This is a genomic window from Pleionea sediminis (genome assembly GCF_007570825.1).
In the GTDB taxonomy this organism is placed as follows: Bacteria; Pseudomonadota; Gammaproteobacteria; order Enterobacterales; family Kangiellaceae; genus Pleionea; species Pleionea sediminis.
In genome coordinates this window covers 333,171-345,301 of the sequence record NZ_SUNB01000001.1, presented here as the reverse complement: position 1 = coordinate 345,301, position 12,131 = coordinate 333,171, and the positions used below count along the sequence as shown (strand labels likewise).

General features: G+C 37.6%; 18 protein-coding genes and 1 tRNA gene. 14 read left to right on the top strand and 5 right to left on the bottom strand.

The genetic code is table 11. The features are described 5' to 3' along the window. Window positions 1-110: 110 nt before the first annotated feature. The 3 genes from FAX86_RS01350 to FAX86_RS01340 form a co-directional block, all read right to left on the bottom strand. Window positions 111-1,016 carry an FAD:protein FMN transferase gene (locus FAX86_RS01350; protein WP_205859081.1) on the bottom strand — a complete coding sequence of 302 codons (906 nt, stop codon included), beginning with the start codon at window positions 1,014-1,016 and terminating at the stop codon, window positions 111-113. 202 nt (window positions 1,017-1,218) lie between these two features. Beyond that, window positions 1,219-2,055, bottom strand: a complete 837-nt coding sequence (locus FAX86_RS01345; protein WP_144391536.1) for an endo alpha-1,4 polygalactosaminidase — start codon at window positions 2,053-2,055, stop codon at window positions 1,219-1,221. Between the two features lie 262 nt (window positions 2,056-2,317). Beyond that, entirely contained in the window at window positions 2,318-3,964 is a 1,647-nt protein-coding gene (locus FAX86_RS01340; protein WP_144391535.1) for a TonB family protein, read from the bottom strand. A 490-nt stretch (window positions 3,965-4,454) separates the two neighbouring features. Here FAX86_RS01340 and FAX86_RS01335 point away from each other — a divergent pair, with 490 nt between their 5' ends. Next, on the top strand, window positions 4,455-4,934 hold the full coding sequence (locus FAX86_RS01335) for a DUF3575 domain-containing protein (protein ID WP_164503413.1): 480 nt from the start codon (window positions 4,455-4,457) through the stop codon (window positions 4,932-4,934). Window positions 4,935-4,989: 55 nt separating this feature from the next. Beyond that, window positions 4,990-5,307 carry a DUF922 domain-containing protein gene (locus tag FAX86_RS01330; protein ID WP_144391533.1) on the top strand — a complete coding sequence of 106 codons (318 nt, stop codon included), beginning with the start codon at window positions 4,990-4,992 and terminating at the stop codon, window positions 5,305-5,307. A 117-nt stretch (window positions 5,308-5,424) separates the two neighbouring features. Here FAX86_RS01330 and FAX86_RS01325 read toward each other — a convergent pair whose 3' ends face one another. Continuing rightward, window positions 5,425-5,673 carry a hypothetical protein gene (locus FAX86_RS01325; protein ID WP_144391532.1) on the bottom strand — a complete coding sequence of 83 codons (249 nt, stop codon included), beginning with the start codon at window positions 5,671-5,673 and terminating at the stop codon, window positions 5,425-5,427. Between the two features lie 740 nt (window positions 5,674-6,413). Here FAX86_RS01325 and FAX86_RS01320 point away from each other — a divergent pair. The 10 genes from FAX86_RS01320 to FAX86_RS01280 all read left to right on the top strand — a co-directional run bounded on the left by FAX86_RS01320 (window position 6,414) and on the right by FAX86_RS01280 (window position 10,192). Continuing rightward, the gene (locus FAX86_RS01320; protein ID WP_144391531.1) at window positions 6,414-6,815 is read left to right on the top strand and encodes a hypothetical protein; all 402 of its coding nucleotides are present in this window, start codon (window positions 6,414-6,416) and stop codon (window positions 6,813-6,815) included. 35 nt (window positions 6,816-6,850) lie between these two features. Continuing rightward, entirely contained in the window at window positions 6,851-7,114 is a 264-nt protein-coding gene (locus FAX86_RS01315) for a hypothetical protein (protein WP_144391530.1), read from the top strand. Between the two features lie 77 nt (window positions 7,115-7,191). Beyond that, entirely contained in the window at window positions 7,192-7,533 is a 342-nt protein-coding gene (locus FAX86_RS01310; protein WP_144391529.1) for a hypothetical protein, read from the top strand. A gap of 138 nt (window positions 7,534-7,671) precedes the next feature. Beyond that, entirely contained in the window at window positions 7,672-8,052 is a 381-nt protein-coding gene (locus FAX86_RS01305; protein WP_144391528.1) for a hypothetical protein, read from the top strand. Between the two features lie 73 nt (window positions 8,053-8,125). Further along, on the top strand, window positions 8,126-8,407 hold the full coding sequence (locus tag FAX86_RS01300; RefSeq protein ID WP_144391527.1) for a hypothetical protein: 282 nt from the start codon (window positions 8,126-8,128) through the stop codon (window positions 8,405-8,407). 76 nt (window positions 8,408-8,483) lie between these two features. Continuing rightward, complete coding sequence (locus FAX86_RS01295; protein WP_246128473.1) at window positions 8,484-8,768, top strand: DUF7660 family protein; 285 nt, start codon at window positions 8,484-8,486, stop codon at window positions 8,766-8,768. Window positions 8,769-8,838: 70 nt separating this feature from the next. Next, window positions 8,839-9,162 carry a hypothetical protein gene (locus FAX86_RS01290; protein ID WP_144391525.1) on the top strand — a complete coding sequence of 108 codons (324 nt, stop codon included), beginning with the start codon at window positions 8,839-8,841 and terminating at the stop codon, window positions 9,160-9,162. A gap of 100 nt (window positions 9,163-9,262) precedes the next feature. Then, window positions 9,263-9,368: transfer RNA gene (locus tag FAX86_RS22100), tRNA-OTHER, on the top strand. An 86-nt stretch (window positions 9,369-9,454) separates the two neighbouring features. Then, window positions 9,455-9,844 carry a contact-dependent growth inhibition system immunity protein gene (locus FAX86_RS01285; RefSeq protein ID WP_144391524.1) on the top strand — a complete coding sequence of 130 codons (390 nt, stop codon included), beginning with the start codon at window positions 9,455-9,457 and terminating at the stop codon, window positions 9,842-9,844. 81 nt (window positions 9,845-9,925) lie between these two features. Continuing rightward, window positions 9,926-10,192 (top strand): hypothetical protein, encoded by a 267-nt coding sequence (locus tag FAX86_RS01280; RefSeq protein WP_144391523.1) that lies wholly within the window; start codon window positions 9,926-9,928, stop codon window positions 10,190-10,192. A 105-nt stretch (window positions 10,193-10,297) separates the two neighbouring features. Here the strand turns inward: FAX86_RS01280 and FAX86_RS22095 are convergent, their stop codons facing one another. After that, the gene (locus tag FAX86_RS22095; RefSeq protein ID WP_164503412.1) at window positions 10,298-10,459 is read right to left on the bottom strand and encodes a hypothetical protein; all 162 of its coding nucleotides are present in this window, start codon (window positions 10,457-10,459) and stop codon (window positions 10,298-10,300) included. 229 nt (window positions 10,460-10,688) lie between these two features. Here FAX86_RS22095 and FAX86_RS01275 point away from each other — a divergent pair, with 229 nt between their 5' ends. Further along, window positions 10,689-11,195, top strand: a complete 507-nt coding sequence (locus FAX86_RS01275) for a TlpA family protein disulfide reductase (RefSeq protein ID WP_144391522.1) — start codon at window positions 10,689-10,691, stop codon at window positions 11,193-11,195. 283 nt (window positions 11,196-11,478) lie between these two features. Further along, window positions 11,479-12,123 (top strand): TonB family protein, encoded by a 645-nt coding sequence (locus FAX86_RS01270; RefSeq protein WP_144391521.1) that lies wholly within the window; start codon window positions 11,479-11,481, stop codon window positions 12,121-12,123. Window positions 12,124-12,131: the final 8 nt, after the last annotated feature.

The following is a 12,131-nucleotide window of genomic DNA, read 5'->3' as shown; positions in this document are numbered from 1 at the left end:
AGTTTCTGTCCATTATAATTTTAGGCGTTCTTGGCTAAGTAATGATTAGCCCTATTAGCTCCATCTCAGTAATGGAATACTATCGACTTGGTGGCGTTAGAGCAAGAGGATTAATTCGGATAAACATTGCCATCTTGATCAATCGCAACAAAAGGAAGTCCAAGTTTTTCGAGCCAGTCGAGTCCATCTTTTGTAGGTTTTAGCATAGAAATTGTAGAAACGCTGCCTGCTAGCACGCACGCTGGTCCACTAACGCTAACAGCGGATATTCCTTGGACGGGCCATCCAGTTTTCGGATTTAGCAAGTGCGAGTAACGAACACCATTGAGTTCAAAGCAACGCTCGTAATCGCCGCTACTGGCAAGTCCGCCAGAATCCAATTGAATGGTCGCCATAGCCTGCCCCGGCTTTAGTGGGTGACGAATACCGACTCTCCACGGTGTGCCGTCAGCTTGTGGACCGCTCACGGCGATATCACCACCGAGGTCAATCATTCCATGATTAACTCGATGAGATTTAATCGTACTCACCAGAACATCGGCAGCGTATTCTTTCACGATTCCTCCAAAATCAATTTCCATGCCTTTTTCAGGTAAGCAGAAAGCTTTTTGGTTAAGCTGAACTTTTCGCCAACCGACTAATGATAAAACTGCGGATAGTTGTTCTTCTGTTGGAATTTGTTTCGATTTGAAATTCCAGGCTTTTCGTAACACACCACTGGTGATATCAAATAAACCATCACTTTGCTCGAAAGCGGTATTGGCGTAGCTGAGTAATGCCCAGGTTTCTGAATCGAGTTCGAATGTTTGAGCAGAGCCTGCGGCTTTATTTATTTGTGTCGCTAAGCTATCTGTTCGATACCGAGAATATTTTTTTTCCAGCCGATCGACTTCTTTGATACACGCTTGAGTTACTTTCTCAAAGTTTTGCTTATCACTGCAAAAAAGACTTAAAGAGCAAGGCGAGCCCATGGCTTTAAACGTTGTATGAAAAGCTTTTAATTTAGTTTTTGACACAATATTCCAAACGCTGTAATCAAGAGTTACCAAATTATAAATATTGATAACTCTTTTAATAATGTATAGGAACTCTAAATCTCGAATAAAAATGTATCGAGCTCATGCTACATCGAATTATAGTAAGGTCGGAGAGATATTAAAAACGATTCATTTTATTATTGATAAATAAAGCAGTGATTTATTGTCACTGCTTTATTTATCAAGGCAGACAACTTAACCGAAACTCGTCGTCAAGATTTATTGGAAGTATTAGTGTACTGAATTGACGACTCAACGCATCATCACACAGAGCGGCACGTTCAGATTCATTGTTTACATACTTGGCTAAGTATTCTGCATTAAACACAGGTTTGCCTGCCATAATAAAGGGGGTTAAACGGTCACATTCGTCGTACTCAAAACATTGCTCATTGACGGCGAAATCAAAATATTCGACCAATTCTTCAATCTGATCCAAATCGTTTTTTAAACCGACGGATAGGTTTAACTTATGTGCTTCATTGGCGATAAAACGATTGTAGTCGAGCTGGTCATTACCGTTAAAGTTGAAACCAGGCTGATTTTGGTAGCCGTCCATATTGTCTGGCTCAACGCCGTCGCAGCCTTTTTGCTTGGCAAGTGCCAGACGTTGTTTCATGATGTCGCGGACGTTATTAGAACGTATATCGAGCCACCGTTCGCCTTCCCAGTCTTCAAGAGGATTCCCCAGATCGGTTGCCAAAAACTGGTTGGCATCGTCACGCCATTCTTCATAAGAACCACCGGAGAAATAACAAATGACTCGAATTCCAGATGATTGAAATTGTTGAATTTGTTCCAAGGGCACGTCGAATAAATCAATATCGTAGATATCAACGGCATACGCTTCGTTAACATCGCCCATTAGCTGCCATTGCCAGGTGGTCATGACGGGAGGTTTGTACCAATCACCAACTTCGGGTGTTGGCGGATCGGTATCTTCATTGTCGCTATTATCATTCGAGTTACTGCAACCGAACAATAGAGCTCCTAAAATAAGCGCTAGCCCTTGTTTCATTATAAAGCCCAGAGAATCAGTAAGACTTCGATTTTAGATTTCATTCCGCTGTAAATCCGAGACTTTGGTACCAATATTTATAATTTAGAAGAGCATTAAAACGGCAATTATTCTTGTTTACCAAAGAGGTATCGCTGGTTGGAAATATTAATTCGTTTTTTATATGAAATGAAGATTTTTCAAAAAAGTATTAGTTTAATATTAAACGCTGAAGAAACAGCTTCTACTGCCTTACTTTTTGAGTAGAAGCTGCCTTTCTATTTTATAGTGACTTTAATTGGCTTTGGTACAATGCGAGTTTAGATTTTATATCTGAAGAATAAAATCCGCCATCTTCTGCTTCTTCGAGAGCTTCTTCCTGAAGTTCGACGGCATCTTCTAGTTTGCCAATAGCAGCAGATGCGGCCGCTTTAATTTCATACTCGGTAATTGGATCGCCAATTTTTATCCATCTGATATCTTCCGCAAGTTGTAACGCTCTTTGGGGATCGCGAATTTCTTCAAACGGCGATTCAAGGAGTAAATTTGCTAAGCGGAGCTTAGCGCGCTCATTAGGATTTTTTTCCACTACATCCTCTAAAAACTCACGCGCAAGACGTTGACTTTCAATATCTTTACGGTCGGCATAAATTAAACCGAGTTTCTGTTTGGCATCTAACTGACCATTTGATGCGGCTCTAGCTAGCCATTCTAATCCTTTTTGTTTATCAGTGACGCAACCTTTACCTCTCATTAAGTTTTCACCTAAGGAGTATTGTGCAATGGGATGACCTTTTAGTGCCGCCTTTAAATACCATTCATTCTGCGTTCCATAACCTTCCAGTAATGGAAACTTCTCGAGGAATAAACCATATCGCCACTCATTGTGATAGTCACCTTGTTCGGCTTTTTCCTTAACTTCTTCTAAAATATTTTTTTTAGGCAATATAGCGATCTTATTTTGTTGCTTAAATACGACGGTTAGCTTTTGATTCTTAAGCGATGTATTGTTCTTAAATATCCAATCCTCAATAACATCTTCCACTTCTTCTTGAAAGTCTTTATTGTTGGTTGATGCATATGCGATATTCACCGGCTTGCCAACTTCATTAATATCAAAAGTCGCATTGACTTCTACTCTGCCTTTGAAAAGTTCTTTATCATTGTTAGGAACATCAGGCTTTTTAAACTTTGTTGCTTTAAGGACAGGATTATCGAAAGAAACATAGCTTTCTTTAGTTTCTCCTTTACTACCATCAAGAACATATTTTAATGTGTAGTACATGTTTTTAACGTATTCGGGCTCATTGTTTTCATTTAATTGCGGTTCGAAACGCCATCTTTTAATGGCTTTTAGTGACTCTCTTTCAAATACATCAGCAGGAAAAGAATCAACTAATAAAATATTTCGAGGCATGCCGTTTTGGTCGAGGTCGAGCTTAAATTGTGTGTAGCCTTCCCAGCCGGCCATAGCTGCTTTTCTCGGATAATTCGGTTGTACTATTTTTAATGGCTTTGCCGCAAAGCCTTCTGTTTTTTCTGGGCGAATGATCGGGTAGAGTTTTTTATACAGTGCTTCTAAGCCATATTCTTGTTGCAGCTTTTGATACTCTTTTTCTGCCTCAGCGGTATCAACTTCCTTTCTCACAATCTCAAATATTTGCTTTTCACGATCGGTCATATTTTCACTTTCAAGAGCGAGCTTCATCCAGCCGTAAGCTTTATTTAAATCAGACTGAACATGTTGGCCCTGGTAGTACATAACGCCTAAATTAAATTGCGATCGCTTTTCACCCATATGAGCCATTTCTTCAAACTCATTGTAAGCAGTTTGGTATTCCTTTTTCTGATAAGCACTCATTGCGGAATTAAAATCTGCTAATGCACTAAAACTCGAAATTACTGTGCCAAGTATTAACCATTTTTTCATAGTTATATCCTATTTTATTTATTTGCCATAATGGATAGCTGTGAGTGAAGTTTGAACAGTGAAAATAGTGTTCAGATATCATCGTCCATTGAATATTATTTCTCAAATCGAGAATGTTATATTAATGGAGTACCTAATTCATATGCAATATTACACTAGGAAACGAGAGTTTTTTATCTCTATTATTAGATATTTTGTCATGGTTCTAACCATTGAATTCAATAAAATTCGCTATTTTTTAACTACTTAATAAGAATCGTACTTAGAAACGAAAATAGAAGTCTAGATGGGTTAACGAACCGTTTTTTTAGTATTTCTATCAACTCAACTGGAAACCATGTGGTTCAAGAATAGACTACTTGCTCGATTTATAGTTCACTTCAACCTACTATAAATGAGTCATTCATAAAGTTAACTTGTTAAAATTTACAGTAATCTCATTTCGGTTAAATTGTTTGAATATTTAGACTTCATTTAAAGGATGAGTCATGTGAAATATGTTTCGATAAGTCTTGGTTTGTTGTTTAGCACTCAAGCATTTGCATATTCAGACAATGATAATGATATTCATTACAACGCTTCTTTTGGGATATCTCCTTTCTATGGAATTTTCGGATTCGAAATAAAAAAATCGCATCACAGCTTAGGTATTGGATTGTTCGATAGAGTGGCTTATCGCTACTACAGTAAACCTAACAGCGACTCTAAGTTTTATGGATTATATATTGGAACTTTTGACGAGCCGACAAACGGAGGGACGCGGTATCGAGGTGTTACCTATCATAGAGCAGAGGGAAATGATGGCGGATTGGGCGCTGGATATCGCTGGCAATGGCCATCGGGTTGGAATGTGACGGCAAGCATTTCCATTCATTATATGGACAAAAAATATATTGATCCTGACTTACCTGTGGCAAAAGAGTCTGAGTTCTTTTTGTTTCCTGGAATTCATGTTGGCTATCGTTTTTGAATGGAGTGATTTATAAACAGGGTATTGAAAGTTAAACTTTCGATGAACGTTCATTATGCCACGTCCAAAATATTCAAATGAGTCTGTCGATCCTATCTGGGAGCAATGGTATCCAAAGCTAGCTATTCATGAAGAGGGACATGGAAAGCTTGCAAAAGATATCGCTCATCGAATAGACAAAGAGATTCTGGCATTAGAGCCGAAGAGTTCTTGTGAGATCTTAAAAGCTGAGGCTAACGGTATCGGTCATAGATTAACGAAAGAGTTATCTAAAGCCAATAAAGAATATGATAGAGAAACGGATCACGGATTAACTCAAGGGGCTTCCATACTATCTTATGTCAGTCGAACTATGAAAAGAGCAACCCACTAAAAACTGTAAACACTCTCGGTTTTGATCTTATCTTATGACTATATATTTGCGAACCAATAAATTAAATAGTGCGAGAGAGTTATAGACACTTATCAACTTAAGTGCCTATAAATTTCTTTAGTTTCCGATTGGCATAATACAAGCCATATAACTCAACTGAGCATTTGAAACGGCTCTTTCCGCTGACCTTGCTTGTGGGCTCTCGTACCCATGTAGCGCGACTGCTTTGAAATAATTACTATACGCACGATCGAGTGCAGCAGCCTCGGCAGAGCAAGTAACTGCATGGGCTGACGGTGAGTACATACTCGCGCCTATACATAAAGATACTGCGATAGCACTGATCGTTTTTCCGATAATGTTCATACTTAATCTCCTAATTAAAATATATATTCGTCTGGTCGACGGGTTGAACAATACCAGATTCATTTATCAGGAATTTATAAAGAAAAAGACATTAGATATCAAAAATAAGACATTAGGTATTTTTTCCTATTAAAGCTTATCGCCGAGAGTCGATACCAATTACCTTCTAGATGAGAGGAGGCAGCAAGGCTTTCTTTTTTATCCAAGTCGTTGCTGTTCAATGTTACAAGCACTTCATTGACCTTCTGTTAAATAGAATAATTGTTCATTCAGTGCAGCAACAGAATTGAGTCGAACTAATCGCTTAATAAAATATCGATAGGAACATTTATGATAAAAGCGCTTAAATATTTAGCATCGAGTTTTAATGTTGGGTCTAGTTACGCAGTCAATAAAACACAAATTGAGAAGTAAGTATTGGGCATACTTCAAGTAAACCAAGTGTCTGGTTAAACAATCAGCGATTTTAATAATAGTCTCATTTGAATAGCTTGGTCCATACTTTTTCGGTAGTGATTTTTGAGCTTCTGTAACTCGTTGATTTTGAGTTATTATTTTCTGGTCGAAAAACAAGCTAGAATATTATAACGCGCAGCGGTCCGCTTTTTGTTCTATTAAGAAAGAGTAGTGAAATTGTTACAACCCTCTTGTGGCCAAGGTTTCAGCAAAATGTGGTAAAATGAGATATATTTATCATACGGTTCTTAGGGTCCGTTAAACCCCAATGTTAGGTCATAAATATGAAAGTTCGAATCTTAGCTGTCATAGCAATATTTTTTGCTTATTTTGGCTATTACACATATGAGCGAGGTGAATGGGATTTAATCTTATCATTGCAAATACTATGGTTTGCTTGTTTTGGTATTGCCTTATACTTAAGTAAGCTTATTCGAGATAGATTTGCTAAAAGTGGTGATCCAGCATTCCCGATGACTATTGTCTTTCTTGTATCATTTTCTATTGTTGCGATACTTTCTCCATCTATTGAAGCTCCGGTGTCAAAAGGATTTAAATTGACCGAGTGGAATGAAAATCCTTTATTAGTTTTATCTGGATGGTTTAGTTGGTATTTTTCGATAGGTTCTCTTTTCATTGGATTGATTGGACCTAACCAAGAAATGAAAGAAGATGCGGAAAGATAACACCGTACTTATTATTTAAACGTTAGCTGTTCACAGTGAGTAAATTTAAATTTCAGCCACGATGGAAAGAGGAGCTTGTTGTAACAGGTGATGGAGGCCAATTTATCCTTGAGCTTCCAATGGGTATTCTTTCTGCATATCTGCCAACAGAGGAAGCCTGGAAATCAAAATCTCCTGATTGGGCGCGCAATCAATATTCTGATTTGAAGCAAGAACTCGAAGAATGGTGCAGAGAAAATAACGCAAAATTCTATATTTTTGAAACAGCAGGTGTTGGAATTGAAGGCAAATGGTCATAGTCATAACACCTAACAAGGCATTTCGCGCCTTCGGTGCCGGATGCAGCAAAGCTGCGCCTATTATTTAGGCGTTATAAGTGCGTAAGTCCATGAGTAAGGTAAAGCCACAATTTAAAATGAAAATTTATTTTGAATTTTCGGAGCACGATGAATCGAGAAGGCAGTGGTTTATGTTTGGTGAAGATCTGCACAGGCGAGTACCAATGCAGATGGATGGTGTTGAAGGTCTAAATACAGTTGGGATGTTTATAGAGCACGCCGCAACTTTTAATAAAGGGGACTCTTGTGAAGTTGACTGTGCAGTCATTGCTCCCGAATTATTTGAGTCGGTTATAGAAGTTGGCTCTAAAGGGAAATTGTGGGATGGTGGCTTTTTCGCTAGTACTGAAGTAACTAAAATCTATAGTAATGGTTGGTAATATGACTTATAACAAGGCGCTGTAAAAAGACGCCGATTACTACAGCACTTCTTAGCGAAGTGTTATGCTCATGAAGAAATGGAATTAATCATTTAATAATACGTTGAGTAAGCATCAAAACAGATAAGAGAACTTGAAATGGAACGAGCTCTATATACAACATCTAGTAATGTCGGATTGCTGGCGGTCGCAATTTTTGTAATGCCTCATGAAGATGGAATCAGAATTCAGATAGAAATAGGCAATGATCTTAATCCCAAGATTATAGTCAAAGAATCTTATATTAAAGAGTTGGGAGCAAAGCTCAGCAATTGTGGTGAAATTAGCGAGAGCATAGAATTGAATAAGATAGGCTTAACCAGCTCCATTTTTAAAATTACTCCGATCGATTCGGATACATGTAAAGTGAACTATATTGCGAAAGCGGTAATCCCACTTACAGTATTGAGTTTTAAAATCGAACGAAAAAAACTTAATGTGCTCGGCGAAACGCTGATGGATTTAAGAAATGTCACATAACCATACGTTTGAAATCGACGAGGCAAAAACGCGCGCCTCAACTTTGCGTTATATGTTTTAAATCTGGACGAGTATGAAGATTGTAACAGCTATCTTATTATTAATTTTTTCTGCATTAGGTTTTGTTCTTTATTCTTACTTATTTTCTGGTTGCGATGTTCCTCTGGAATATCAAAAAGAGCGATTGCTTGTACACCTTAAGAAAAATGGCTTGTCCGAACAATATTTATCTTACGATAAAGAAGGATCAACCGAATGCCGGCCTTCTTTTGTTTACAAAAGTAAAACAGAGCATATTCATTATGTGTTAGTTGATGGCGGTAACATTACATCATGGAATTTCAATGAACAGTAAATTGAAAACATACAACCAGGCTCTGAAGTTTAGCGTTAAACAATACGTAAACTTAGCGATGTGTTAAGTGAAAAGCATGAAGATGGAAGATCCTTTCGATTTATTGGAAAAGGTGAAAGACAAAAGTAGTTTTCTTGAGTTCGCAAAAGCTCTGAGAGATGAACGGGAATCGCATGAAGGAAGAGAGCCTGATGTTTTTGGTTTTTCCGGTGATTGGGCCAATAATGATATATACGGTTTTCTTGAAGCAGCAATTGCATGGGCAGACCCTGATTTTGGAGTTGCACAAGAACCAGAATTAGAACAAAACCCATGGAAACAATTTGCTATATTCTTATGGTGTGGGAAAACTTATGAGTAAGAGTCACTTAATAATTAAAGGCAAGCGAAATAAAATAATATTCGCCTGCTTTAAGCGTTAGCTATAAGATATGAACGAATACGAACTAAGTAAATCTTTACTAGAAAAAAAGGAAGTAGGCGTTCCGATGTTGACGTATTTGAAGAATGGTATTGGAACCCTGGTATATCGAGCCATTATGATCGTTTCATGCGTCTATTTGTATTACGAATTGGATGGTGGCTGGAAAATGACTTTCATTCTAATTATTGGAGCGCTTATAGGTTCAACTTCGCAAGAGATATATTTGCATTACAAAGGACAGAAAAGCTGGCATTTGCTTAGATCTTTGTATGATTGGAATAAAATTGAAGAAATAGTTAACCAGAAAACGAAAGAAGATGTAGCAAAGTGAAGCTACAATTTTTGTTAAATCGTTATGTGTGAAAAACAACTGGGTCGATGAATTTAATGCATTCATGGTTTATAAAAAATTTAAAAAAATGTGTGATATAAGAAAGGTGACTGAGTGGCTGAAGGTGGGCAGCTCCATTTATGGACTGCTCTTTTGTATTCGATTTATCGTAACGCAGAACGCAGGTTCGAATCCTGTCCTTTCTTACCAATTTACACATAACAAGAAGTTGAAAATTGACGGTTTACAGCCGCACTTTAATTGAGCGTTATACCAATATTAGTGACGAGATATGAATCTAGAAAATAGCGTAGATGAATTGGAGAATGTGGATTGGGGAGAGCCTACTTATTCATCGTTTCTGGTAAAGGAATGCCATAGGCTTAGGAAGATACCAATCAAAGAGTTTAAGCCTGCTGATTTACGAATTATGATATCGCAAGATATTAGCTTGCAGATTCTCATTCCATTAGCTATCCAAGTTCTGGAGAGAGACCCGATGATTGATACTTACTATTTTGAAGGTGACCTTCTGGAATCTGTATTAGATTGCGATAAAGAGTATTGGCTTAGAAATATGGAGTTGCACGGTAAAATTAAGCGCATAGTTTTGGGTATCAGTAACTTTGAATATGCTAGTAAGGAGCTCAAGGAAAAGTGGGAAAGGTTATTAGCTATGTAGGGTATAACAAAGCCAAGCAGCCATGCGCCAGCAAGTTTCTGGAGCAGGACTTCGCTTCTCTCAGACATAATTGGCGGTGTTATGCGTATTATGAGTAGACTTTTTATATATTCAGGTCTGATATTGGCATTTATAGGTATTTTGTTATTTACGCCGATCGCAGATTTTTTTCCTGTTGATTTATGGTCAAATATAGTGCAGTTTTTTAGCTTTGGCGAACACTCAAATTACATCAAAGTGGTTGCAACTGAAGAAAGTCATTCAGATAATTATACTTTAATCGTCGTTGGCGTTTCGTTTCTACTAATGGGTTATTATCTAAAAACTAGAGATGCTAAAAATGTATAGCATAACCATAAACTGTTGCGCGACTTTGAGCAACACCTTGTTGTCGCGAATCAAATCTGCAAAGCAAAGCGTTATGCGTAGCAAGGATATGAATATTGTCAGACACTATGAATAAAAAGGAAAAGCTCCAAATTTCTTTGCCTGTTTCGGCCTGACTATAATCGTAATGCTTATATTCAATCCTGGAACAAATGGGTAATATTTACCTGAGTTTTCTAGTTTCAGGCTGATAAGCTTTGTTATAGTTGTTAATTTGAGTTTATCCATACTTTTTTCTCCTTTGTTCTTTAAGCTCTGGAGTAAATTTATGGGTAAGAAATACCTGTTTTTGCTGGTAGTATTTGTACCGGTGAATTTGATGTATTTATATAAATCTGTTGTGCTGCTTTTTCAGTGAGTGTCGAGGAAAATAGGACAACTAAACATTTGAGAAAGGCGCGAAAAACGCGCCTCTCAATTTTGCGTTAGCTGTTTAAAAAATAAAAAAGGAGTCTTTATGTCATTATTACGTGTTTTATTGTTTACATCGCTATTCTTGTCAATGGAATCTGTTTCGGCTGATATAACAGTCGGCCAAGCTCCGTATGATAATATTGGCCGAGGTGGCGATGGAAAAAAAATAAAAGTGACAGATTATACTGGGAAGGTAGTAATCATCACATTTTGGGCTACATGGTGCAGTCCGTGTATGAAAGAGCTACCAATTTTGAGCGCTATACAGAAACAGGTCGGTACAGAAAACCTTCAGGTCATCGCTATAAGCTATCAAGAAGGGATAAAGCTTTTTAAAAAAGTCTCTAAGACTCTCTCAGACAATCCGATGATATTTTCGTTTGATAGAAATGGGTATATTGCTAAGATGTATGGTGTAAAAGCAATACCTCACATGGTGATCGTCGGAAGAGATGGAAATGTATTTTCAGAGCACATTGGTTATAACGAAAAAAATCTTCCATCCCTTGTAAACGAAATAAATTCGTTACTTCAAGCAAATGACAGCTAACAAGGCGCTTAACCGGAATCGTAACTCACGCTTCGTTTCGCGCGTGGCTTCGCTACTTTACGCGCTCCATTGCGCTTCCGTTACTTCCGGTTAACTTTGCGTTAATTCTATGATGAAGTCTTATCTTAACTATAAAGATGCTAAGTAATAGTATCGTCAAAGCTTGGAAGCCCTGAGTTTTTAAAAAGTGAAACTTTGAAATTAAATTTTGAGACTGGCGTTGAAAAAGTTAGAAAACTAAATCTGGCATATAAATTTCCTCCTGAATTAGAGAGTGATACTAATGGGTAAAAGTTTGATGTTTTTGTGTACGTTGTTTTTAGCGTCTTGTGCAAGTAGCGGAGTGGTGTCAGAAGAAAGTGCTGATGGTAAACTGTCGCCTTTGTCGAGTGAAGACATTCAAAATGTCTTCGATGAGAACCAAGCATTGATATTTTCTATTTATAAAAGGGCTTTGGGAGATAATCCCTCTCTCGGCGGTGAGATGGTTTTCGACATTACCGCAATTTATAACAAGCCGAATAAGTGTCAGGTTAGAAAAGCGGGTGGTGGTTTAGAGCTGGTTGCCGAAAAAATATGTACTGTCATTAAAGATTTGGATTTTGGACCTGCAGCTAATAAAACGTTTTCCTATCCGATTAATTTTCTACCAGAAGAGCACCAAAGTAAATCTTTAGATGCGAGTAGCAATGACGACTGTCTAGTTGATTCATGCGAGGTTGGATTTGTAAAGTTAGAGTTTGATTTGTCTGAAACGGGTAAAGCAATCAATATCAAAGTTATTGAATCCAATCTTGGCGAAGAATTTCAAAAGGTAGCAATAGAGCAAGCCAAAGAGTTTCAATTTAAACCAAAGTTAGTTAATGGAAAACCTGCTCGGCAGAACAATTTGCAATACACTATGGAATTTAAGCCTGAACAAGAATAGTCGAAAAA